At 60.0% G+C, this 22,425-nt stretch carries 22 protein-coding genes; 11 read left to right on the forward strand and 11 right to left on the reverse strand.

Annotated elements, in window-relative coordinates; translation table 11 throughout:
* The first annotated feature begins 22 nt into the window (after positions 1–22).
* Positions 23–919, forward strand: a complete 897-nt coding sequence (locus tag AC0V6M_RS04415; protein ID WP_486137647.1) for a UTP--glucose-1-phosphate uridylyltransferase — start codon at positions 23–25, stop codon at positions 917–919.
* 121 nt (positions 920–1,040) lie between these two features.
* On the opposite strand, the gene AC0V6M_RS04420 is transcribed toward AC0V6M_RS04415, so the two are convergent.
* The 8 genes from AC0V6M_RS04420 to glnE form a co-directional block, all read right to left on the reverse strand.
* Positions 1,041–2,807, reverse strand: a complete 1,767-nt coding sequence (locus AC0V6M_RS04420; RefSeq protein WP_486137648.1) for a flotillin family protein — start codon at positions 2,805–2,807, stop codon at positions 1,041–1,043.
* Positions 2,808–2,843: 36 nt separating this feature from the next.
* Positions 2,844–3,542 carry a YqiJ family protein gene (locus AC0V6M_RS04425; protein WP_486137649.1) on the reverse strand — a complete coding sequence of 233 codons (699 nt, stop codon included), beginning with the start codon at positions 3,540–3,542 and terminating at the stop codon, positions 2,844–2,846.
* 141 nt (positions 3,543–3,683) lie between these two features.
* A complete protein-coding gene (locus tag AC0V6M_RS04430; protein WP_486137650.1) occupies positions 3,684–4,976 on the reverse strand; it encodes a cytochrome P450 in 1,293 nt (430 codons plus the stop codon).
* Positions 4,976–6,523 carry an acyl-CoA synthetase gene (locus AC0V6M_RS04435; RefSeq protein ID WP_486137651.1) on the reverse strand — a complete coding sequence of 516 codons (1,548 nt, stop codon included), beginning with the start codon at positions 6,521–6,523 and terminating at the stop codon, positions 4,976–4,978. The genes AC0V6M_RS04430 and AC0V6M_RS04435 overlap by 1 nt, the downstream gene beginning before the upstream one ends.
* Positions 6,524–6,755: 232 nt before the next feature.
* Positions 6,756–7,454, reverse strand: coding sequence for a M23 family metallopeptidase (locus AC0V6M_RS04440; RefSeq protein WP_486137652.1), 699 nt, complete (start codon positions 7,452–7,454; stop codon positions 6,756–6,758).
* Positions 7,455–7,537: 83 nt separating this feature from the next.
* Entirely contained in the window at positions 7,538–8,329 is a 792-nt protein-coding gene (locus tag AC0V6M_RS04445; RefSeq protein WP_486137653.1) for a ferritin-like domain-containing protein, read from the reverse strand.
* 6 nt (positions 8,330–8,335) lie between these two features.
* Positions 8,336–8,809, reverse strand: a complete 474-nt coding sequence (locus AC0V6M_RS04450) for a peroxiredoxin (protein ID WP_486137654.1) — start codon at positions 8,807–8,809, stop codon at positions 8,336–8,338.
* Entirely contained in the window at positions 8,806–11,523 is a 2,718-nt protein-coding gene (glnE, locus tag AC0V6M_RS04455) for a bifunctional [glutamate--ammonia ligase]-adenylyl-L-tyrosine phosphorylase/[glutamate--ammonia-ligase] adenylyltransferase (protein ID WP_486137655.1), read from the reverse strand. The genes AC0V6M_RS04450 and glnE overlap by 4 nt, the downstream gene beginning before the upstream one ends.
* Before the next feature lie 124 nt (positions 11,524–11,647).
* On the opposite strand from glnE, the gene AC0V6M_RS04460 reads away from it, so the two are divergent.
* The 4 genes from AC0V6M_RS04460 to AC0V6M_RS04475 all read left to right on the forward strand — a co-directional run bounded on the left by AC0V6M_RS04460 (position 11,648) and on the right by AC0V6M_RS04475 (position 15,405).
* A complete protein-coding gene (locus tag AC0V6M_RS04460; RefSeq protein WP_486137656.1) occupies positions 11,648–13,357 on the forward strand; it encodes a M28 family metallopeptidase in 1,710 nt (569 codons plus the stop codon).
* Between the two features lie 37 nt (positions 13,358–13,394).
* A complete protein-coding gene (locus AC0V6M_RS04465) occupies positions 13,395–14,378 on the forward strand; it encodes an agmatine deiminase family protein (RefSeq protein ID WP_486137657.1) in 984 nt (327 codons plus the stop codon).
* Between the two features lie 55 nt (positions 14,379–14,433).
* Positions 14,434–14,568, forward strand: coding sequence for a hypothetical protein (locus AC0V6M_RS04470; protein ID WP_486137658.1), 135 nt, complete (start codon positions 14,434–14,436; stop codon positions 14,566–14,568).
* Positions 14,569–14,646: 78 nt separating this feature from the next.
* Positions 14,647–15,405: a DUF1223 domain-containing protein gene (locus AC0V6M_RS04475; protein ID WP_486137659.1), complete on the forward strand. Its 759-nt coding sequence runs from the start codon at positions 14,647–14,649 to the stop codon at positions 15,403–15,405.
* Here the strand turns inward: AC0V6M_RS04475 and AC0V6M_RS04480 are convergent.
* From AC0V6M_RS04480 to AC0V6M_RS04490, 3 genes are all read right to left on the reverse strand, one after another.
* A complete protein-coding gene (locus AC0V6M_RS04480; protein WP_486137660.1) occupies positions 15,402–16,145 on the reverse strand; it encodes a sulfite exporter TauE/SafE family protein in 744 nt (247 codons plus the stop codon). The genes AC0V6M_RS04475 and AC0V6M_RS04480 overlap by 4 nt on opposite strands.
* 21 nt (positions 16,146–16,166) lie before the next feature.
* Positions 16,167–18,197, reverse strand: coding sequence for a threonine--tRNA ligase (gene thrS, locus AC0V6M_RS04485; protein WP_486137661.1), 2,031 nt, complete (start codon positions 18,195–18,197; stop codon positions 16,167–16,169).
* 84 nt (positions 18,198–18,281) lie between these two features.
* The gene (locus AC0V6M_RS04490) at positions 18,282–18,467 is read right to left on the reverse strand and encodes a hypothetical protein (protein WP_486137662.1); all 186 of its coding nucleotides are present in this window, start codon (positions 18,465–18,467) and stop codon (positions 18,282–18,284) included.
* A 97-nt stretch (positions 18,468–18,564) separates the two neighbouring features.
* Between AC0V6M_RS04490 and AC0V6M_RS04495 the strand changes: the two genes are divergently transcribed.
* From AC0V6M_RS04495 to AC0V6M_RS04520, 6 genes are all read left to right on the forward strand, one after another.
* Positions 18,565–18,741, forward strand: a complete 177-nt coding sequence (locus AC0V6M_RS04495; protein WP_486137663.1) for a hypothetical protein — start codon at positions 18,565–18,567, stop codon at positions 18,739–18,741.
* Positions 18,738–19,367 (forward strand): hypothetical protein, encoded by a 630-nt coding sequence (locus tag AC0V6M_RS04500; protein WP_486137664.1) that lies wholly within the window; start codon positions 18,738–18,740, stop codon positions 19,365–19,367. Before AC0V6M_RS04495 ends, AC0V6M_RS04500 begins: the two co-directional genes overlap by 4 nt.
* Positions 19,364–19,555: a helix-turn-helix transcriptional regulator gene (locus AC0V6M_RS04505; RefSeq protein WP_486137665.1), complete on the forward strand. Its 192-nt coding sequence runs from the start codon at positions 19,364–19,366 to the stop codon at positions 19,553–19,555. Before AC0V6M_RS04500 ends, AC0V6M_RS04505 begins: the two co-directional genes overlap by 4 nt.
* A 143-nt stretch (positions 19,556–19,698) precedes the next feature.
* The gene (locus tag AC0V6M_RS04510) at positions 19,699–20,430 is read left to right on the forward strand and encodes an alpha/beta fold hydrolase (protein ID WP_486137666.1); all 732 of its coding nucleotides are present in this window, start codon (positions 19,699–19,701) and stop codon (positions 20,428–20,430) included.
* 12 nt (positions 20,431–20,442) lie between these two features.
* Positions 20,443–21,300 carry a tetratricopeptide repeat protein gene (locus tag AC0V6M_RS04515; protein WP_486137667.1) on the forward strand — a complete coding sequence of 286 codons (858 nt, stop codon included), beginning with the start codon at positions 20,443–20,445 and terminating at the stop codon, positions 21,298–21,300.
* A gap of 13 nt (positions 21,301–21,313) precedes the next feature.
* A complete protein-coding gene (locus AC0V6M_RS04520; RefSeq protein ID WP_486137668.1) occupies positions 21,314–22,309 on the forward strand; it encodes an LLM class flavin-dependent oxidoreductase in 996 nt (331 codons plus the stop codon).
* Positions 22,310–22,425 lie beyond the last annotated feature (116 nt).

The following is a 22,425-nucleotide window of genomic DNA, read 5'->3' on the forward strand; positions in this document are numbered from 1 at the left end:
ATGCGTCCGTATCCCTTGGCGCATGACCAATCACAACACGACCCCGCCAAAGCCGATTAAGAAGGCGGTTTTCCCCGTTGCCGGCCTCGGCACACGCTTCCTGCCTGCGACCAAAGCGATCCCGAAGGAATTGCTGCCCATCGTTGATCGCCCGCTCATTCAATATGCGGTGGACGAGGCGCGCGAAGCAGGCATTGAGCAGATGATCTTCGTCACCGGCCGCGGCAAGACGGCAATCGTTGAGCATTTTGATGTCGCCTATGAGCTCGAAAGCACGATGAGTGACCGAGGCAAGAATATGGCTGTACTGGAGCCGACCCGCGCCATCCCCGGCGACATCATCACCGTTCGCCAGCAAGTGCCAATGGGGCTTGGCCATGCGATCTGGTGCGCGCGCGCGATTGTCGGCGATGAGCCATTTGCGATTTTCCTCCCCGATGAACTGATGATCGGCAAACAAGGCGGCAGCGGCTGCATGAAGCAAATGGTCGAGGCGTATCAGCAGACCGGTGGCAATCTGATCAGCGTGCTGGAAGTGCCGCGCGATGAAGTCTCAAGTTACGGGGTGATCGATCCGGGCGCGGAGGAGGGGGCCCTGACCGAAGTGCGCGGGCTGGTTGAGAAACCACCAGTTGACGAAGCACCGTCGAACAAGATCATCTCAGGCCGCTACATTCTCCAACCGGAGGTGATGCGCACGCTGGAGACGCAGGGTAAAGGCGCAGGCGGCGAGATCCAGCCGACCGATGCGATGGCGCGAATGATCGGCTCGCAGCCGTTCCATGCGGTGACATTCGATGGCAAGCGCTATGATTGCGGCAGCAAATTGGGCTTTGTTGAGGCAACCCTAGCGCTCGCATTGGAGCGCGAAGATATGGGCAAGGAAGTGCGGGCAATGGCGGAGCGCTTGCTGCGCTAGTCCTCGGCTTTGCAATAGGCCCTGGACCCTAGACACACCAAAAACAAAACCTCCCGATCAGCGTGAAGCCGACCGGGAGGCATGCGATTTCGTGAAGACCGAGAAGCCTTCTTGATCGAGATTATTCAGCGGGCTCGGGGCTTGCGCCGCTGCTGCCAGCCGACGAGGCGCCGGGACTGGACCCGTGATCCGCCTCTGCTTCGATAACCTGCTCTTTAACGTCGCTGAGAACTTCAGTCAGCGTTGGCGTATCCCCGTCGCCGGTTTCTTGCGCAGCCGCTTCGACGAGTGATCCGAGCGAGGAGCCATTGAGGCCCAACTCTTTCATTAGCCCGTCAAGCACCGGGGCCTGAGCGCGGTAGGCCAGTGCCGCAGAAACTGCATCGGTGGCAAGATTGCCTGAACCGCCGCCATCATTGGCCGCGCCATTGCCAGAGCCGCCATTGGTGAGCCCATCGACCTGAACGATCTTGATCGAATCGATCGCTTCCATTGGTTTCGCGCTCTCACGGATAACCTCAGGCAGAACCTTGAGCAGAGCCAGCTTGGTCTGCAGGCTGATTTGATCCATCGAGAGGATATTGGCCGCCTCGTTGATCGCTTCCTGACCGGCTGCTTCGACTTCAAAGCGGACCCGGTCGGCCTCAGCGCGCAGGATTTCGGCATCCGCGTCGCCTTTCGCCTCAAGCCGGGCTGCTTCAGCGCGGTTGGTCGCCGCATCTTTCTCAGCTTCAGCCTCAACCTTGATGCCAATCGCTTCACGCTCAGCAACTTTCGCCGCTTCGATCAGCTCGATCTTCTTCTGACGTTCTGCGATCTCGCTTTCACGAGAGGTTGCAACCTGCTCTTCAGCAGCAACCGCTTTGGCGCGGGCTGCGTCGGCCTCTGCCTTAGCCTGGCTTTCCTCACGGCTCTTGTTTTGAACCGCAATCTGTTGCTCTTGGCGAGCAATCTCGAGCGCTCGGGTCTGATCGATCCGGGCCTCTTCGACCAAGCGATCCGCTTCAATCTGCTGCGCATCGACCTGCTTTTTCGCTTCGATTTTTGCTGCATCGGCTTCGCGCTGGCGCTCTGCCTGTTCGCGGGCGATTTCCGCCATTTGAGCCGCGCGGCGCACCTCAACCTCACGTTCCTGAGCAAGCCGTGCATATTCCTGATCACGGCCAATCTCGAATGATTTAGCGTCGGCCTCAAGGTTCTTCGTTTCCATCTGAACCCGCGTGTCCTGCTCAATATCGTTGCGCAGTTTCTTGCGCGCTTCAATTTGCTCAGTCAGCTTGGTGAGACCTTCCGCGTCAAACGCATTGTTGGCGTTGAAGTGCTCAATGCTCGTCTGGTCAAGGCCGGTCAGCGAGACCGATTCGAGTTCCAGACCATTCATCGCCAGATCGTTTGAGGAGACTTGCTGCACCTTTTGGACGAAATCCGCGCGTTGCTCGTGCAATTCGTTCATGCTCATACCCGCCGCGACCGAGCGCAGCGCATCGACGAATTTACCCTCGACGAGATCTTTGAGCATTTCTGGCTGCATGGTGCGCTGACCCAGGGTCTGCGCGGCCATCGCGATCGCTTCGGAATCCGGACGGACGCGGACGTAGAATTCCGCCTTCACATCGATCCGCAAGCGGTCGAGAGTGATCAGCGCCTCTCCATCGCGGCGAACCACGGCGAGCACCAAAGTGTTCATATTGACCGGCATGGTCTCGTGGAAAATCGGGAGCACCAATGCGCCGCCATTCATCACGACCTTCTCGCCGCCAACGCCGGTCCGCACAAAGGCAATTTCTTTCGACGCCCTGCGGTAAAGCCGCATCAGGAAACCGATCACGATGATGAAGAACAGCAGGCCTGCGCCTATGAGTATAGCTAAGTCAAAAAATTCTGGCATTTTCTCTCCTATGAGGTTTCAATTTTTGGGCTGGGCCTAGTTCAATTCGAGCAAGCGGTTTTCATAGCGAATGGCGAAAAACGTTCCTTCTTCGCGGCGCACCAGTAGGACTGTTTCGCCTTCGCGCAATTCCGCGCTCGGATCATGGGGCTCAACCATGACAAAATGAGGTTGTTTGAAACGATCAAGCACTTTGGCCCGCGCAGGCGAACCGGCGCGCGCCGTGCCCGTCTGGATGATCGCATCACGCCTGATCAAGCTGCTCAGCCCGACCGCGCTCGTCTCGTCCTTAGGCAGCAGTGCCCCGACCGGCCTGACGAATGCAGCATTGGTGGGCACAGCGGCAATACCGGCAAGCGGCGCGGCAAGCCATGCGGGCAACGGTGCGCCAAGCAAACCTGCGATCACGGACTGACCAATCACGCCAATTGACGCAAAAACTAGCAGCAGGCCCGCCAGCCAGATCAGGAAAGGCACTCGGCCAAACCCAAGCAGGCTGAGCAATCCGTCCATAAATCCGCCGGACGTGATGGCTTCGATCCCGTCAGCATCGACATCAACATCGAGGTCTAAATCGACATCGACATCGGACCCATCAAACATATCCGCCACGCCCACCACTTGCGCGACGGCAATGATTGCCAGCAGCATTAGTGCAATCGCAAATGGCAGGTTGTGTGTCTCAAGCAGGCTCAACGGCCCGTCGCTGCACCAATAGCAACGCCTCTGTTCCAAGTTTTTCCCATGAACGCAGTGTTAACACATGTTGCAAGCAAATAACAGGAAAATCGTGAGCACAGTCTGATTGATGCGCAAACACCATCGATATTGTTATACAGACCTTGTTTTATTGCAAACGCTCTCCATATGAGGGGATTAGGAGGTCGTAATTCGCAGCGGCAGGGACTTTAGACCGCCGACAAAAGTCGACTTGGCGCGTTTCGCCTCTCCTGCTGGCTCAACACTCTCAATCCGGTCGAGCAATTCTTCAAACAGAATGCGCATTTCAAGACGCGCGAGATGCAAGCCGAGGCATTGATGCGCGCCCGCGCCAAAGGCGAGATGCCGATTGGGCGAGCGGCCAGCATCAAAGCGCCGAGGGTCAGGAAACTGCGCCGGATCATGATTGGCCGCGACGTAATTGATCATCAGCCAATCGCCTTTACGGATCGTCTGCCCGCCTAGCTCCACATCCTCCGCCGCTGTGCGCATGAAATGCTGCACCGGAGAGGTCCAGCGAATCGCCTCCTCAACGATACCCGGCAGTAAGCTCCGGTCCGCCTTTACCCGCGCAAATTGCTCTGGATCATGGGCCAGCGCGATCATCGCGCCCGCGGTGGACGCGCTGGTCGTATCATGCCCAGCCGCCGCCAGAATGATATAATAGCCCATCATATCGCGGTCGCTCAGCGGCGCGCCATCAACGGTCGCATTGGCGATGACGCTCGCGACGTCACCGGTCGGCTCCGCTCGCTTCTGCGCGGTAATCCCGGCAAAATAGGCCTCAAAATCCTTCACCGCGCCCGCGACCAGCTGCGTGATCTGCTCCGGCGTCATATTCGCCATACCTGACTGGTTGAGATCATCATCCTGCCCGCCAAACATCTGCTGGGTCAGCACCAGCATGCGCGGCTCGTCCTCTTCCGGTACGCCGAGGATCTGCATCACAACATGCAATGGATAGGGCGCGGAGACGAGCTTTACGAAATCAGCCTCTGGTCCAGCCGCAATCAGCCGGTCGACCGTCCGCTGGGCCAAGTTACGGATTTCCGCCTCCACCGTTCGCAGGTTCTTTGGCATGAACCATTCCTGCGTCAGCTTGCGATATTTCATATGGATTGGCGCATCGAAGGTCACGAGGCTAGCAACCATATGCTCGCTGCCGCCGGTCATGGCCTTGGCAAACTCGATCCCTTCATCGAGCGAGAACACGACCGTTTGCGGGTTGTTGAGGAAGGTCTGATTGTCTTTCGACACCTGCATCACCGCATCATAGCTGGTCACCAGCCAGAATGGCCGGTGAATGCCCTCTTCTCCTTCAATCCTGACCACTGGCGTTTCCGCCCGAATTGCATCGAACCGGTCGAGCAGACTGCCCCATTCCGCATAGCTCGCCGGGTCAATAACCGCGCTGGCGAGCGCCGCGTCCAGCACTGGTGCGCTTCCCATCAGGCCGCGCCCGCTTTTGCTTTGGCCTCATACTCATCGCGCAGCTCCCGCTTATAGAGCTTGCCATTGGCCTCGCGCGGCAGATCGGGGCGGAAATCGAACAGCTTGGGCATTTTGATACGCGCAAGATTGGGTGCGAGAAACTCGCGCAATTCCGCCTCCAGCGCCTCGCCCGCATCGCCCATGTCGACCGGCTGCACCACGGCGACAACCTTCTCGCCCAAATCGGGGCAAGGCGCGCCAATCACCGCGGCATCCATCACCTTGGCGTGGGTTTGCAGCAGGTTTTCGACCTCCTGCGGGTAGATATTCACCCCGCCAGAAATGATCATGTGGCTCTTCCTGTCGGTCAGATAGAGAAAGCCGTCTGCATCGACATGGCCAATATCGCCCAATGTCATCCAGCCTTTGGGATGCATCGCCTCCGCGGTCTTGTCTGGGTCGTTGTGATAGGTCGGCAAGATGTCGTTCTCGAAATAGATCAGACCGTCCTCGCCAGCGCCAACTTCCTCGCCGTCCGGCCCGCAGACATGCAGCTTGCCATGGATTGCGCGGCCAACGCTGCCCGGATGAGTCAGCCAGTCGGGCGCCTTCACCAAAGTCATGCCGATGCTTTCGCTGCCCGCGTAATATTCATTCACAATCGGGCCCCACCACTCGATCATCTCGCGCTTAATCGGCACAGGGCACGGGGCGGCGGCATGCAGTGCGCGCTGGTGGCTGGATAGATCGTATTTCGAGCGCGTCTGCTCATCCAATTTCAGGAAGCGCACAAAATGGGTCGGCACCCATTGGCTGTCGGTGATCTTATATTTCTCAATCGCGGCAAGCGCGTTTTCCGGATCGAACTTCTCCATCAAGACGACCGTCCCGCCCAGGCGGTGCACGGTTGAGCACCAACCGATGGGCGCAGCGTGATAGAGCGGCGCTGGCGAGAGATAGATCATCGAGCCATCCGCCGGCATACCTGCACCCATCATGCCCAGCGCCATGAGCGGATTGGGCGCCTGCGGATCAGGATCTTCTGGCGGCGCAGGTCGCACGCCCTTGGGCCGCCCAGTGGTACCGCTGGAATAGAGCATCACCAGACCAGCCGTCTGCTCAGCCAGCGGCTCGGTGCTTTGTGCGCTCAATGCCGCACCGAAATCCTGCGCATCGCCGCTGTCCACGATCAGGATGTCCAGCTCGGGGCATTCCGCTCGCACTGTCTCCAGCACATCGGCAAATGCGCCCGAGGTGATCAACAGCTTGGTCTCGCTATCCTGTAAGATATAGGCGATCTCTGGCCCGGTCAGCCGAGTTGAGATTGGCACCAGCATCGTGCCTGCGCGCTGCGAACCCCAGATGATGGTGAAATACTCCATCCGGTTTTCCAGCAGAACCGCGAAGGCTTGATCTGGGTTCACGCCGCGCGCACGCAGCAGATGCGCAAATTGGTTGGCAATGCCCTCCATCTCGCCAAAGGTCACGGTCTGGCCGCTGCTCGCCATGATCACGGCGGCTTGGTCAGGGCGGTTTTGCGCATGCGCAATTGGATGTAGGCTCATCGATATCTCTCCCATGCGGCCATTGAGGACGTCAGTTGCGAGACGAAACCTAGCTTGTGCGGCGCAGCCCGCAAGTCAATTCGCAGAAATAGTGGGTGCCGTTGAACGAGCAGGGAGCCGACAAGAAAAAAGGCGGCGGGAAAACCCGCCGCCTATGCTCGAACACCCTCTCCAATGTTCGATCCCGCCTTCAGCGGGGAAACTCTTAAACGCGCGCTAAGCCGCTGAGGGCTTATTCGCCGCCGCGTCCTTCAAGGACAGCTTGGCGATCAAACTGCTGCTGGGCCTGTGTCTCTACCATATAGGGAATTGGATTGACCGCAACCCCGTCGATCCGGACTTCATAATGCAGATGCGGACCAGTGGAGCGGCCGGTTGAGCCGACATAACCAATGATGTCGCCCTTTTTCACACGCTCACCAGCGGCAACCGCCAGTTTCGACATGTGAGCATAGCGCGTTTCAAGGTCAGCGCCATGATCAATGCGGATGTAAAGGCCGTAGCTAGAGAACCACTGCGCCTTGCCAACGATGCCGTCAGCGGTTGCGAAAATCGGGGTGCCCGTCGGCGCGGCGATGTCGACACCGTTGTGCCGCTTGCGCTTCCGCAGCACTGGGTGATTGCGCATGCCATAACCACTGCTCAAACGCCCGCCATCAAGCGGCATACGCGACGGAATAGCGATGCTAGGCTGCTCAGTCGGAGCATTTGGCCCTGCGCTATCAAGCGCTTGCCAATTGGCGAACAGCTGCCGGAATTGCACGTCGCCACTCGTCAGATTGTCATCCTGAGCCGCGCGGATCGGTTCGCTAATATCAACAGCAGCGTTAGCTGAACTGTTAGCTGAAGCTGGCGCTGCAGCGGCAATTGCCGCGATGCCAAATGCGCTTAAAGCGGCTTTGGCAATGTGACGCTTAGTAAGCGTTGTCATCAAATGATGCCCTAAATTTCGGCGCGATGGCGCCCGATTTCATGTCGAACCGACTTATTCGGGCTCAATTCTTAAAGAGCAACTTAACCGTAGAACTCCCGCGATAAACCGGCTGCAAGACGGGCTGAGTCGTTAAATGGCGGCTTAACGGCGCCCCGAAAGTAAGTTTTTACTAACCTTTTCCACGTTGATTCGGGCTCTTCCTGCGCCTTATCGGCCAATGCGATAAAGTGCTTGGTGCCAAATGCGACATGGCGAATTTCATCGTCAAGGATTCGCGTCAAAATTTTTGCGCCATTCTCATCGCCCGCGGCCCGAACCCTCTCCAGGGTGGCTGGCGTGACGTCCAATCCCCGCGCCTCCAGCACCATCGGCACAATCGCAAGACGAGCCAGGACCTCATGCTTGGTTTCGTCCGCCGCCTGCCATAATCCGCCATGGGCCGGCAGCGCGCCATAATAGCTGCCCAGCGTCTTGAGCTTGCGGTCGAGCAGAGCGAAGTGCATCGCCTCATCGGCGGCAACGCTCAAGAAGTCTGAGACGAATTCCGCGCCCATCTGCTCGCCAAAGCGGCCCGCCATGTCGAGCGCAAGATCAATCGCGACGAACTCTATGTGCGCCAGGCTGTGCCACAAGGCGATCCTTCCTCGCTCTGATCCGCCTTTGCCGCGCTTGGGCATTTGGCTTGGCGCCAACAGCTCAGGCTCGCTGGGCCGCGCAGGCTCATCTGGCATGGTGACGTCAAACTGCCATGCGAGCGCGCCCTTGTTCCGGCTGCGCACGACGTCGCGCGTCGCGAAGCATTTTGCGCGCGGATGAGCGGTCAGCAATGCGCCGCGAATGGCGGAGGCTAAGGATGGCATCGGCGATGGCATATCGGCTTAGAGCGCCTTTGCGGCGGCCAGCACTTCTTCGGCGTGGCCCTTTACCTTCACCTTGTTCCAGACCTGCGCAATCTTGCCGTCTGCGCCGACCAGATAGGTGGTGCGGACCATGCCCATATAGGTCTTGCCGTACATCTGTTTTTCAGTCCAAACGCCGAGCGCGTCGGACAATCCGCCCTCTTCCGCATCGGTCGCGAGAGGGGTCGTGAGATCATGCTTGGCGATGAAGTTCTGATGCTTTTTCGCGCTATCCTTGCTGACGCCAAGCAGCTCCGTTCCCGCCGCATCAAATTCGCTTTTGAGCGCGGTGAAGTCTTTTGCCTCAGTGGTGCAGCCCGGCGTGTTGTCCTTAGGGTAAAAGAACAGCACCAGCTTCTTGCCGTGGAAATCCGATGGCTTCACCGTGCCGCCATCAGGGGTGCCCATTTCGATATCGGGCAGGGCGTCACCAACGCTTGCAAAATCGCTCATTCGTCAATCTCCAATTGGTGCTCGAGAATCGTCTCCCAAGCTTTGGCGACCTCATGCCGCGCCTCGGTGAGGCTGCGCAAGAGGCCAGTGTAATTCTGGGCCTTACAGGCCCGCGCCAGCGCATCAGCGGCAGCGGATGGAGGCTCCTTACCAGCGGGCGCCAGCAAGCGTCCGGCGACCAAAATACGGGTCATCAAATCATAGGCCGCGATCAGCGGCCGCGGCAGAGCGCCCTCGTCCACCAGCATAGGAATCGCCGTACCAAGGTCCGGGTCCAGCCCCTTGCCATCACGCAATTGCAGGAAGTGGATGAGGAATTCAAAATCCACCAGGCCGCCGCGCAGGAGCTTCACATCCAGCGGTCCGCGAGCAGGCTTATGCTGCGCCATTTCGCTGCGCATGGTCAGCACATTTGTCCGCAACTCCGCCGGATCACGCAGCTTGCACAGCACCCCGGTGATGATGTCATTGAGCTGCGCGCGCGCCGCCTCCGACCCGATCAAGACCCGCGCTCTTGCGAGCGCCATATGCTCCCAAGTCCAGGCCGCCTCGCGCTGATATTTGGCGAAGGCCTCAAGCGATACTGCGAGCGGGCCTTGGTTCCCCTGCGGCCGCAGCCGAGTGTCCACTTCATAGAGCGCGCCTTGCGCCGTGGGGACAGATAGAGCTGCGCCAATACGGCTGGCCAAACGGTTGTAGTAGAGCGTAGCGCCAAGCGACCGATCACCATCAGACTGCGCATCAAAATCTCCTGAAAACAAATAGACAATGTCAAGGTCGGAAGCATGAGTCAGCGCCCCGCCACCAAATCGCCCAAGCCCTAAGACGCAGACCTCGCTGCCTGTGATCTCTCCGTGCACACGCTCAAATTCGCGCACGGCAGCATCCTTTGCCACTTGTAGTCCCGCCTCGGCTACGCGCGAGAGGCCGCTGGCAATATCAATCGGATCACTCAGCGCCTCGATCAGCTGCACGCCGAGCGCAAAGCGCTGCTCACCCGTGACCACGCGAATGGCGTCCAATTGCGCCTCGTAATCGTCGCGGGCCGCGATCCGCCGTATATCTTCAGCGATGTCGCAGGCAGAGTCGGGCAGCTCCAACGCGCTTTCATCGATCAGAATATCGAGCAATTCCGGGCGCCGGCCAAGCTCATCGGCCAGCATCGGCGACAATGTGAGCGCACCCACCAATTGCGCGAGCAGCCTCGGACGCGCAGACAGCAAATGAAACAGGTTGATCGCGGAGGGTGCATTGGCAAGCACACTCTCCCACCGGTTCAGCGCGCGGGCTGGGTCATCTGCCCCGGCAAAAGCAGCGATCAAGTCCGGCAGCAGCGCATCAAACGCCGCAAGCGCCTGCGGGGTGCGCAGACATTGATAGCGCCCCTCGCGCCACCCCTTGATCCGCGCCGCCAACGCATCGGGCTCAGCAAAGCCCAGATTGCTCAATTGCTCTGTCAGTGCCTCAGCTTGCGGCGGCTCTGGCATAGGCGGGGAGGCGCTCACATTATCGCCGATGAGCTTGTCATAAACCGCGCCTGCCGCCTGCGTCAGGCCGTCCAGCTCTGCGATCAGCGCCGCGCCATCTGCCAAGCCGTCCAGCCGGGCCACCGCATCGAGCGCTGCGCCTTTTGGTAAGATATGCGTCTGGCGATCGCTCACCATTTGCAATCGGTGCTCAATCACGCGCAGCTGGTCATAGGTCGAGCCCAGCAAGGCGGCCTCATCGCCATCCACCCGGCCAGCCGCGACCAAGGCATCGAGCGCCGCGCGCGTGCCCTTCACCCGCAGGCTGGGATCGCGCCCGCCGTGAATAAGCTGATGCGTTTGCGCGAAGAACTCGATCTCGCGAATGCCGCCGCGGCCGCGCTTTACATCAAAACCCGGGCCGGGGCGGCGCGGGCCATCATGATTGGCGCGGATTTGCGCGGTGAGCTTGCGGATTTCTTCGATCGCGCCAAAGTCCAAGCTGGAGCGCCATACGAAAGGCTGGATCCGCTGAAGAAACACTTCACCAGCGGCAATATCGCCGGCGCACGCGCGCGACCGGATAAAGGCCGCCCGTTCCCACGCCAAAGCGGCGCTTTCATAATGCGAAAGGGCCGCGCCTTCAGACACAGCCAGCGGACTTACCTCGCTGGCGGGTCGCAGCCTGAGATCGACCCGGAAGGCAAAGCCATCAGCGGTGTTTTCAGACAGCAATTGCACGATCTGGCGGGCATAGCGCGCGGCCGCTTCGCCCGGCTCATCCTTCGCGCGACGTGGCAGCGTTTTTGGATCATAAAGCAGGATCGGGTCGATGTCGGAGGAGTAATTGAGCTCCCTCGCGCCCTGTTTGCCCAGCGCCAAGGCATAAAGACCCTGAGCGACCTCCCCATCGGTGCGCTCTGCAATGACGTGGGTAATAGCGCGGTCTAGCGCACGGTCGGCGCAATCGGACAATTCCTGCATCACGCGGGTTAGCGAGAAGGCTCCGGCCAGATCGCCAACACCGAGCGCCACCGAAAGCGCGGTCCGCTCTCGCCGCAAAGCTGCACCCAGATCATCCGCGCTATCGCCAGCGGATTTAGCCCATGCGAGAGCGCCCTCCTCATCTCCGCTGCCTAGCAATTCGGCGAGCGGCGGCATCCGTTCCAGTCCGCGTGCCAGAAACGGCGCCTCGGCCCGCGCCCGCGCCAGTGCTCCATCCCAGTCATGCGAATTTGCCTGCGCCATCTCTGCCTCCATGCCGCGCTGGTGCTTGTCTCGCAAGCGCCCTGGCTATCAATCCGCCTTGCGAGCCGCGCTCCGCTCTGCAAAAGGTGCGCGCAATGATTTTGGATGAGAGGAATCACCGATAATGATCAAGCAAGCATTGAAGCTTGGCGGATTGGCCGCTTGCGCACTCGCGCTGACGGCATGCGATGCGATGGGCTCGCTCGGCGGCGACACGGGCATGGACGGAATGGATATTCCCGACGTCGCGGCAGGTGAGCTGTCTGAAGAGACGATGATCGACATCACGCGCACGCTTTCCAGCGATGAGTTTGAGGGCCGCATGCCCGGCACCAAAGGCGAGGAGTTGACTGTTGCTCTGCTGACCGAACGGTTCGAGGCCGCTGGCCTTCAGCCCGGCAATGGCGAGAGCTGGGTGCAGGAAGTGCCGCTGGTGGAAATCACCGGTAAGAACTTCGCGCCGCTGACCATTACCAATGGCGAGACCGATCTGGTCTATGATTTCGGCAGCGAATGGGTCGGCGTGACCTACCGCGAAGATGCGCAAACGCAGCTCGCCAACAGCGAATTGGTGTTCGTCGGATACGGCATCAATGCGCCAGAGCGCGATTGGAACGACTACGAAGGCGTCGATGTCACAGGCAAGACGGTGGTCGTGCTGGTCAATGATCCTGACTACGAAACATCTGGCCTTGAAGGGAAATTCAACGGCCGCGCGATGACATTCTATGGCCGCTGGACCTACAAATATGAAGAGGCTGCGCGCCAAGGTGCAGCAGGCGTTCTGATCGTCCATGACACCGAACCGGCAAGCTATGGCTGGAACGTGGTTGAAAGTAGCTGGTCCGGCCCGCAAGCCTATCCTGCTCGCGGTGACAACCCGCCGCCGCTTACCACGATGAATGGCTGGATCCAGAAAGAGGCAGCCCGCGAATTGCTGGCCGCAGCGGGGCAAGATCTCGATGCGCTGACCGCGGCAGCAAAAACGGAAGAATTTGAAGCGGTTGAGCTGGGCATGTCCGCCTCCACCAGCTTTGAAAATGACATTCGCAAATTCCAATCGCAAAATGTGATCGGCATTCTGCCAGGCAGCGAAGCGCCAGACGAATACATCATTCACACCGCGCACTGGGATCACCTTGGCCGTTGTAAACCAGCGCCCGATGGCGATGACATTTGCAACGGCGCGGTCGACAATGCCACCGGCACGGCGGCTCTGGTCGCCTTGGCTGAAGCGCATTCGAAAGCTGGCGCGCCTAAGCGCAGCCTCGTGTTTCTGGCCGTGACGGCTGAGGAATCCGGTCTGCTCGGCGCGTATTATTACGCCGCAAACCCAGTGTTCCCGCTCGATCAGACAGTTGGCGGGATTAACATGGACGCATTCCAAGTGGCTGGCCCTGCCAAAGACGTGACCGTGGTTGGCCCCGGCAAGTCTCAGCTTGATGCCTTTATGATGGGCGCGCTTGAGGCCGATGGCCGCACCATGACACCCAATCCAAATCCAGAGGCGGGCTATTATTACCGCTCTGATCACTTCGCCTTCGCCAAACAGGGCGTACCAATGCTATACATCAATGGCGGGCAAGATTTGGTCGAGGGTGGACGCGATGCAGGCGCCGCCGTATCAAAAGACTACCGCGACAATCGCTACCACGGTCCGAAGGACGAGTTCAACGAAGAGTGGGACTGGTCCGGCGTGATGAGCGATTTGCAATTGTTCTACCGCATTGGCCGGATGATGGCAGAAAGCAGCAGCTGGCCGAATTGGAACGAGGGCGATGAGTTTAAAGCCGCTCGTGACGAAAGCTGCGCCAGCGCTGAGACGGGCTGCTGATCCAGTATCCGTTAGCTGATGAATTGAAAGCCGAGTCATGACCGTCCTGATGCCTCCTGAATGGGCGCCGCAGGATTGGTTGTGGATCGGCTTCCCGCATTTGGCCGAGGAATGGCCGGGCTTTCTTGAGGCGGCGCAAGAACAAATCGCAGCCTTTGCCAATGCTGTTGCTGACAGCGGACAGGCCGTGCGCCTTCTGGTGCGCGATGAAGCGAATGAAGCGCGCGCGCGCGCTCTGGTGAGCGAGGCAGTGACATTGGGGCGGCGGGTCTACGGCGATATTTGGCTGCGCGACACCGGGCCGCTGATCGTATCGAGCAATGGCGAACGCGTCGCGCGCCGGTTTGGCTTCAATGCCTGGGGCGGCAAATATCGGATGGCGGGTGATGAGAGCATTGGCGCAGAATTGGCGCGAAATGCGGGTTTGCCGCTCGAAACGTCGCCAATGATATTGGAAGGCGGCGCGGTTGATGGCGATGGCACGGGACTGTGCGCAGTGACCGAGCAATGCCTTCTCAATCCGAACCGCAATCCGGGTATGCCGCGCGCCGCGATCGATGCGGAGCTTAAGCACACGCTCGGCTTTGACCGGGTTCTGTGGCTGGGCGATGGCCTGATCAATGATCACACCGACGGCCATGTCGACAATCTGGCGCGCTTTGTCGGTCCGAACCTGCTAGTTGTTCCTAAGGCCACGGGCGATGATGATCCCAATGCGGCGATCTATGCAGATGCAAAGCGGCGCGCCGAAGCATTTGGCGTGGAGGTGGTGACGATCCCCTCACCTGGCTTGATCCTGCGCGATGGCGAGATCGAACCGGCAAGCTATGTGAATTTCGCCATCACCACGCATCTGGTGGCGGTGCCGACCTTTGGCTCGGTCCATGATGCGGCGGGCGTCGCGGCGATCGCTGCTCTGTTCCCGGATCGGCAGACCATCGGCCTTCCAGCGGATGCTGTCCTGGCCGGAGGCGGCGGATTTCACTGCGCTAGCCAGCAGATGCCCGCTGCGCTAATTTAGGCGATCCTGGTTAATCTTAACGACCTGTTAGCATTTGCCCGCGAACGTGCGGTTCATGGACAAAGCAATCGCCATCTCTCGCAAGCCTTTGCAGCTTGCAGCGGCCCATCCGGCCGATATCGCCCGCTCAGTCATCGTGCTGGCATGCGGCGCGGCGCTGATCTTTGCCGGGCAACCACTCCCACTCTAAGCGGCCCTCGCTGTAACCAAACGGCGTTCTGGCGCGAATATCCCTGCAATGCTCAACGGATGCTTGTGAAGGACGCGAATGACAAAAACTCTAGTCGGTCTGGCCATCGGTTCCGCCGCGCTGGCCATCGCGACCGTTGCTGCGCCAGGTTTCAGCCAAGCGCAAAGCCCGCCTGAGCAAACCGGCACGCTCGGCGAGCCTGTCCTGCTCGAGCTCTTCACCAGTCAGGGCTGTTCTTCCTGCCCGCCAGCGGACCGGCTTTCAGCCAAGCTCGCCCGCGAAGAGGGCCTCGTCGTAATCGCTCGTCCGGTCACCTATTGGGACCGTTTGGGCTGGAAAGACACGCTCGCACGCGAGGACAACACCAGCCTGCAGCGTGACTATGCCCGCCGCGGCCTCGCCGGATATAATGGCGTCTACACCCCGCAACTGGTGGTCGATGGAGAGCTTGGCCAAGTCGGCTCCGATGAGCGCGTCAACCGCCGACACATAGCGCTGGCGCGCGGTTCGCAAAGCGCCGCTATCCGCGTTAAACCAGCGGGCGGACTGGGCTATGGAATTGGCCTCAGCGGCACGGCGGAGAAACCTGCTGAGCTGGTTCTGATGGCGGTATCAAGCGAGGAAAGCGTTGCGATTGGTCGGGGCGAAAACGGCGGCCGCCGCATTTCCTACACCAATGTGCTGCTTGATGAAAAAGTACTCGCCCGCTGGGACGGCGGCACAGCAAGCGTTGAGCTGCGCCAGGACAGGCTAACCACACCGGACGCAGATGCGCATGCTTTGGTTCTGCGAGAGCCGAACGGCGGACGGGTCCTTGCCGCGCGCTGGCTGCGCTAGAACAGACGAGTAAGGGCGGCAAATGCCGCGGCGAACAGCACGAGGCCGACAAAACTCCGCCAGACCGTATCGCTGACCCGGCCGTAAGCGAGGCCGCCGAGCCAATTGCCGAGCAGCACAGCGGGAAACAACCCGGCCGAAAGCAGCACAACGCGCCGATCAATCACGCCGGTGAAAAACCCGGAGACAATCGCAGCAATTGCAGCAATCGTGAAGATCAGCAGCATTGATGCTTTGGCCGTATCGCGCGGGATCGCCCGGCCGACATAATAGGGCACAACCGGCGGCCCCGGCATCCCGGCAAAGCCTGTGAGAATGCCGCTGATGACGCCCGTTACCCCGGTCTGGAGCGTCCCGGGGACGCTCGCAGAACGCTGAGGCAGGAGTACAAGCGCGAAAGCTGACAAAGCCACCATCGCGATCAGCAGCCGCGCAAGATCAGGCGGCGTCACGGACAGCAGCAGCAATCCCGGCGCAGTGGTGACCGCAACCAGGCCGCTGATCACCCAAGCGGATTTTTCTGCGCCCATCACCAGACGGCGGATCTCCAACATGCCTATAAACAACATCAGGAAATTGGCGATCATCACCGCCTCAACCGGGGTCAAAGCGAGCGCCAAAACCGGCACCAGCAAAATCGCCATGCCGAACCCGGCCAGCCCGCGCACGAAAGACGCGCCAATGGTCGCTGCGAACGCCACCGCAATCTGCGCTGCGTTAAGCCCGGCCAGCCAGTCCATGAACTATTCGGTCAAATGCAGTCAGGCGCTAAGGTCGGGCGGGGCGGCGGCCTTTGTAATCAGCGACAGCGCATCATCCAAAGACAGCACTTGCTGGTCCTTCTCGCCCAAGGTCCGCAAAGCAATCGCGCCCTCTTCTTCCTCGCGCTTGCCAACCACAAACAGATACGGAACCTTCGCCAACGAGTGTTCGCGCACCTTATAGTTGATCTTCTCATTGCGAAGATCGCCTTCCACCCGGATGCCTGCCGCCTCCAGCTTGGCCATGACCTTGGTCGCGTAGCCGTCAACATCCGACACGATCGGGGCGACCACAGCCTGAACAGGGGCAAGCCACGCGGGCAAACGCCCGGCATAGTGCTCAATCAGAATGCCAATAAAGCGCTCGTAAGAGCCGAAGATCGCGCGGTGCAGCATCACGGGGCGATGCTTGCCGCCATCCTCGCCGACGTAGGTCGCATCGAGGCGGTCGGGCAGGACGCGGTCACCCTGGATCGTGCCAACTTGCCAGGTCCGGCCAATCGCATCGGTCAGGTGCCATTCGAGCTTTGGCGCATAAAACGCGCCTTCGCCCGGCAGCTCTTCCCAGCCGAACTCTTCGTTCATCATGCCCGCATCTTCTACAGCGTCGCGCAATTCCTGTTCGGCCTTGTCCCAATCAGCATCAGTGCCCAGCCGTTTTTCCGGGCGCAGCGCGAGTTTGATCGAAAACTTGAAACCGAAATCCTCGTAAACATCCGCTGCCAGCTTACAGAACTTGCGCACTTCCTCGACCACTTGGTCTTCAGTGCAGAAAATATGCGCGTCATCCTGAGTGAACTGGCGGACCCGCATTAGGCCATGCAGCGCCCCATGCGGCTCGTTGCGATGACAGCAGCCCATTTCGCCCAGGCGGATTGGCAGATCGCGATAAGATGTGATGCCCTGCTTAAACACCAGCACGTGGGCCGGGCAGTTCATCGGCTTAATCGCCATCCAGTCGGCGTCTTTTTCAACCGCAGGTTTGGCCGGGCCATCGCCGTCTTCGTCCAATTCGGGCACCATATCTGGCACGGCAAACATGTTTTCAGCATATTTGCCCCAGTGGCCGGATTGCTCCCACTGCCGGATATCCATCAGTTGGGGCGTCTTGATCTCGCGGTAGCCGCCGCCGTCCATCTTGCGGCGCATATAGGCCTCCAGCTCGCGCCAGATCCGATAGCCCTTGGGGTGCCAGAAGACGCTGCCATGCGCTTCTTCCTGAAGGTGGAACAGATCCATCTCGCGGCCCAGCTTGCGGTGGTCGCGCTTGGCGGCTTCTTCCAGCCGGTGCAGGTGCTGCTTCAGCCGTTTCTTGTTGAGCCAGCCCGTGCCGTAAATCCGCGTCAGCTGCGCATTGCGCTGATCACCGCGCCAATAAGCGCCCGCCACCCTCATCAGCTTGAACGCCGCCGGATCAAGCTTGCCGGTAGAGGCCAAATGCGGCCCGCGGCACATATCCAACCACGCGCCGTCGCTGTGTGGTTCGCCTGACCAATAGACGGTCAGCTCTTCGTTTTCAGGCAGTTCTTTGGCCCATTCAGCCTTAAACGCCTCGCCGTCCGCTTCCCATTTCGCGATCAGATCAGCGCGCGACCATACTTCGCGCACCAAAGGCTTATCCGCGGCGATGATCTCGCGCATTTTCTCTTCAATCGCGGGCAGATCATCCATGCTGAATGGCTCGCGATCGGCCGGGGCCATCACGTCATAGTAGAAGCCATCATCGGTCGCGGGACCAAAGGTGATTTGTGTGCCGGGATAGAGCGCCTGCACCGCCTCTGCCAGAACGTGAGCAAAATCATGGCGCGCCAGCTCCAACGCATCGGCCTCATCCCGGCTGGTGATCAGCTCAAGCTCAGCATCACCTTCAAACGGGCGGCCAATATCGCGCACCTCACCGTTGACGCGCGCGGCCAGTGCGGCCTTCGCCAGGCCAGGGCCAATCGCGGCGGCAACGTCTGCCGGTGTACTGCCTTCGGGCATTTCACGCATTGTGCCATCGGGCAGGCTGATTTTGAGCAGTTCGGTCATCGTTCTTCCGTCTCATTTGCGTTCACGCCCATGACACACTCATGCGCGCGCTTGAAGAGCGGTGTCTTGGTATTTTCAGCTTTTTCAGGAGGCTGACACCGCGCCGCCCGAAACCGAAAGTTCGGGGCACGGGTGTGGCTGGATCAGACCAACAGCAACCGGCCCCGGAAATCCGGGGTGGTGGTAGTGGTGGTGATAGTCACACGGTTGGCCATAAGCGCAGATATAGGCGCGGCGAATGGCGATGTCATTACCCGTGTTTCGCAGCATCAATCGGAAAGCACCCGCTCCATTATGGAAAGTTCGCTTGACAAACACACGAATCAATGACAAGTATGCTTTCCATAGTTGAAAGGGAGCTTTACTAATGACACTGCGAAACAAGGCGATTCTATGGGCAGTTATCATCATCACCGCCGCGTTGTTCCTCTCCGCAAGCGAGCTCAGCAATGGCGCATCCTTTGGGGTCATCGGCGGACTGAGCGGCGCAGCGATGGGTATGCTCAACGGCGGCTGCAAAGCTGGCAGAAAGTGCCTGTTATGAATGAGCACACGGCAAAGAACGCATCCGTGATGGGCCGCAGTCCTGCCTTTTGGGGTGCGCTTATGGGCATCTCCTATGCGGCGCTTGGCGGTCTGGCGGGAACCGGAGCGATCGAAGGCACAGCACTATTAATCCTAATGCTCGTGCCGATGGTCATGATGGTCCCGTTGATCAAATCAGCCAATCGCCGGGTCGATGCCGGCGGCAACGCCTGCTTTGCCAAGGGCGAGGCGCAAAAGCGGTATTTGAAGCGCGTGGCGATCTCGACCTCGATTTACATGCTCGCCATGGCCGGTCTTGTCTTTACGGAAAATGCAGAAGGTGTCGCCGATACGTGGCGCATTCTTGCGGCCATCCCTCCGGGTCTTGCGATCATCGGTGTCTTTTGGGCCATCGGCCGGCTTATCGTAGAAGAACAAGATGAGTTCATTCGCATGCTTGTGGTCCGCCAATCGCTGATCGCAACCGCAATCACGCTCAGCATCGCAAGCGTCTGGGGATTCCTCGAGATTGCCGACGCGGTTCCGCATGCCGACGCCTATTGGTGGGCCGTCCTATGGTTTGCTGGTCTCGGTATCGGCGCAGTTTCCAATCGCATGAAGTACGGCGCTTGGGGTGCAGTGTGAACAATCGCCTCAAAGTGCTGCGCGCAGAGCGCGATTGGAGCCAGCAAGACCTTGGCAACAAGCTCGGCGTCTCGCGCCAATCCGTCAATGCGATTGAGAAGGGCCGCTACGACCCGTCCCTGCCGCTCGCATTCAAGATTGCTGACGTTTTCGGCCTTGCGATTGAGGAAGTATTCAGCCGCGACTAAGCCCCGCTCGCCGCTGAGCCATTCCGATCGCATCAGATCCCGCTTCGCCCGGTTGCGCGTGACCCCAGCGCGCCGAGCGGGGCGTGCATTTGCTGCGTAAGCCCTCTTGCGCGCACCCGCCGCCTGCAGGCATGAAGGCGCGCATGAGCGAGATACACTTTCACGAATTCGGCGATGGGCGCAAAATCGCCTTTCGCCACACGACGGGCACAGGGCCGACCTTGGCCTTTCTGCCCGGCTATATGTCGGACATGGACGGCGGCAAGGCGTCCGCCATGTTCGCCCGCGCCGAGGAAATGGGGCGCGCTTGCCTGCTGCTCGATTATTCCGGCTGCGGGCGGAGCAATGGCGATTTTGCCGATGGCACGCTGTCCCGCTGGCGCGATGAAGTGCTCACCTTGGTCGAGGCTCATGTCGATGGCCACGTCCTACTGATTGGCTCGTCCATGGGCGGGTGGCTGATGCTGATGGTGGGCGAAGCGTTGGGCGAGCGGCTAAGCGGGATGATCGGCATAGCGCCTGCCCCCGACTTTACGACTTGGGGCTTCACACACGAGCAGCGCGCGCAGATGGCGGCGGGTGAAGTGCTGCATGAAGACAATCCCTACGGGCCAGAGCCAACACCGACGCATCCCGGCTTTTTCACGGATGGCGAGGCCAATCTGAAATTGGACAACAAGATCGCGATTGATTGCCCGGTTCGCCTGCTGCACGGCCAAAAGGACGAGGATGTGCCATGGGAAATCAGCCTGCGCCTCGCCAAGGCTATACGTTCGGACAATGTACAGGTGACCTTTGTCAAAGACGGCGATCACCGCTTGTCGCGCGAGAATGATATTGCGCTGCTGCAAGCGACAGTCGATCAATTTTACTAGGCGAACACCCACGTGTCTTTTTCCAGCGCGCTCATCCTTATGCTGCTTCAGGTCGGCCCCAACCCGAGCACTGGCGCGATCCAGGGTGCACCCGACGAGCTGCTCAATCGCCCGCCGCGCACCACCAATGAAATTGCTCCGCCGCAGCCGACCGATCCGCTCAGCATTTGGCTGGCCGATTGCTTAGATCTGGTCGAGAGCGCTCCGTCCCGCGCGCACACCAAAGCGCAGATTGAGCGCAACCAGACCACAGGCGAAGCGAGGGTTATCGCCAATCACTGCTTGGGGCTGGCTGCGACTAAGCTGAGCCTATGGGAGGACGCGATTGCTGCCTTCACTGCGGCGCGCGATGAGACACCGGCGGATGAGCCGCGAGCGCGGGCACGATTTTCGCTGATGGCCGGCAATGCCGCGCTCGCCTCAGGCGATGCGATGAACGCGAGCGGGATTCTGGCTCAGGCGCAATTTCTTGCCCAGCAAGCCTCATCAGCCACGCTGGAGGCTTTGGCTGCGACGGATCTGGCCCGCGCGCAGGTGGCAATTGATGAGCCAGAATTTGCGCTGCAATCGCTGGAGACCGCGATCCGACTAGAACCTACGAATAGAGAGGCGTGGCTGCTCAAAGCAACCCTGCTACGGCGCGAAGACAGATTGCCAGAGGCGCAAGCGGCGATTGAAAAGGCGTCGGGTCTTGCGCCGCTGGATCCGCAAATCGGGCTGGAGGCGGGCGTTATCGCCGTGCTGGATGCGCGCGATGATGCCGCACGCGCCAGCTGGCAATCGGTGATCGACACTGCGCCTGATAGTCCGCAGGCAAAGACCGCTAGCGGCTATCTGAAACAGCTCGGGCCTGCTACGCCAGCCCAATAGTAAGAGGGCTGCCATGACCGAATTTTCCGTGCTTGATCTGATCCCGGTTCGCGAAGGCGGGAGCGTGGTAGAGGCTTTGGCCGATGCGACAGAGCTTGCGCGCGCGGCAGAGCGAGTGGGCTGTAAGCGGTTTTGGGTGGCAGAACATCACGCGATGGATGGCATTGCGGGCGGCGCGACCTCAGTTGTGCTCGCCCATATCGGCAATGCGACCAGCCGGATCCGGATCGGCTCTGGTGGCATCATGCTGCCCAATCACACCCCGTTTCAAATCGCGGAGCAATTCGGCACGCTCGACGCTTTGTTTCCTGACCGGATCGACCTCGGGCTGGGTAGAGCGCCGGGCGCTGGTCCAGAATTGCAGCGCGCCCTTCGCAAGAACCTGCATCAGGCGGCTGAATATTTTCCCCAGGATGTGGCGGAACTGCGCGCGCTTCTGACCGGTGATCTCGACCTGCCCATCGCCGCCACACCAGGCCTCGGCGCAAAGCCGGAGATGTGGATGCTCGGCTCCAGCCTGTTTGGCGCTCAGCTCGCGGCGAAGCTCGGCCTCCCCTATGCCTTCGCAGCGCATTTTGCGCCCGATCATTTGGACGCCGCATTGGAAGTGTACCGCAGGGACTTTGAGCCATCAGACGCGCTTGACCGCCCGCATGTGATGGTGGCGATGAATGTCTTTGCGGCGTCAAGCGAAGCAGAGGCCCGCCTGCTTGCCTCCAGCCAGCAACAGAGCTTCGTCCGCCTGCGCAGCGGCAATCCGGGCAAGCTGCCGCCGCCAATTGAAGACTACATCTCCACCCTGCCTGCGCCTGCGCGCGCCATGCTGGATCATATCGGCCAAGCCGCAGCCATCGGCACCGCTGATATAGTGGCAAACCAAGTCGGCGATTTTATCAAGCGAACCGGTGCGGATGAGATCATGCTGTGCGGCGCGGCCTATGATCCAGCGGCGCGAATTCGCTCGCTGGAGATCACCATGCAAGCGCTCACCGGCGCGCTCACCACTTAACGCCAAGCTGCACCAAAAAACGCGCAGCTAGATAATGAACACGGTTGCGCACACGTATCCACAAGGCCTATCGGCGACGCATAAGAACGCTCAAGAATAATATTGTTTCAAAGGGG

The sequence above is a fragment of the Erythrobacter sp. JB3-1 genome, assembly GCF_057364995.1.

Coding starts and splice junctions, on each gene's coding strand:
- AC0V6M_RS04445 (WP_486137653.1), bottom strand. CDS start 8,329: ATGCCATCGCCGATGCCATCCTTAGCCTCCGCCATTCGCGGCGCATTG.
- AC0V6M_RS04520 (WP_486137668.1), top strand. CDS start 21,314: ATGACCGAATTTTCCGTGCTTGATCTGATCCCGGTTCGCGAAGGCGGG.
- AC0V6M_RS04440 (WP_486137652.1), bottom strand. CDS start 7,454: ATGACAACGCTTACTAAGCGTCACATTGCCAAAGCCGCTTTAAGCGCA.
- AC0V6M_RS04490 (WP_486137662.1), bottom strand. CDS start 18,467: ATGCTGCGAAACACGGGTAATGACATCGCCATTCGCCGCGCCTATATC.
- AC0V6M_RS04470 (WP_486137658.1), top strand. CDS start 14,434: ATGGACAAAGCAATCGCCATCTCTCGCAAGCCTTTGCAGCTTGCAGCG.
- AC0V6M_RS04435 (WP_486137651.1), bottom strand. CDS start 6,523: ATGAGCCTACATCCAATTGCGCATGCGCAAAACCGCCCTGACCAAGCC.
- AC0V6M_RS04480 (WP_486137660.1), bottom strand. CDS start 16,145: ATGGACTGGCTGGCCGGGCTTAACGCAGCGCAGATTGCGGTGGCGTTC.
- AC0V6M_RS04430 (WP_486137650.1), bottom strand. CDS start 4,976: ATGGGAAGCGCACCAGTGCTGGACGCGGCGCTCGCCAGCGCGGTTATT.
- glnE (WP_486137655.1), bottom strand. CDS start 11,523: ATGGCGCAGGCAAATTCGCATGACTGGGATGGAGCACTGGCGCGGGCG.
- AC0V6M_RS04510 (WP_486137666.1), top strand. CDS start 19,699: ATGAGCGAGATACACTTTCACGAATTCGGCGATGGGCGCAAAATCGCC.
- AC0V6M_RS04500 (WP_486137664.1), top strand. CDS start 18,738: ATGAATGAGCACACGGCAAAGAACGCATCCGTGATGGGCCGCAGTCCT.
- AC0V6M_RS04450 (WP_486137654.1), bottom strand. CDS start 8,809: ATGAGCGATTTTGCAAGCGTTGGTGACGCCCTGCCCGATATCGAAATG.
- AC0V6M_RS04495 (WP_486137663.1), top strand. CDS start 18,565: ATGACACTGCGAAACAAGGCGATTCTATGGGCAGTTATCATCATCACC.
- AC0V6M_RS04465 (WP_486137657.1), top strand. CDS start 13,395: ATGACCGTCCTGATGCCTCCTGAATGGGCGCCGCAGGATTGGTTGTGG.
- AC0V6M_RS04475 (WP_486137659.1), top strand. CDS start 14,647: ATGACAAAAACTCTAGTCGGTCTGGCCATCGGTTCCGCCGCGCTGGCC.
- AC0V6M_RS04415 (WP_486137647.1), top strand. CDS start 23: ATGACCAATCACAACACGACCCCGCCAAAGCCGATTAAGAAGGCGGTT.
- thrS (WP_486137661.1), bottom strand. CDS start 18,197: ATGACCGAACTGCTCAAAATCAGCCTGCCCGATGGCACAATGCGTGAA.
- AC0V6M_RS04420 (WP_486137648.1), bottom strand. CDS start 2,807: ATGCCAGAATTTTTTGACTTAGCTATACTCATAGGCGCAGGCCTGCTG.
- AC0V6M_RS04460 (WP_486137656.1), top strand. CDS start 11,648: ATGATCAAGCAAGCATTGAAGCTTGGCGGATTGGCCGCTTGCGCACTC.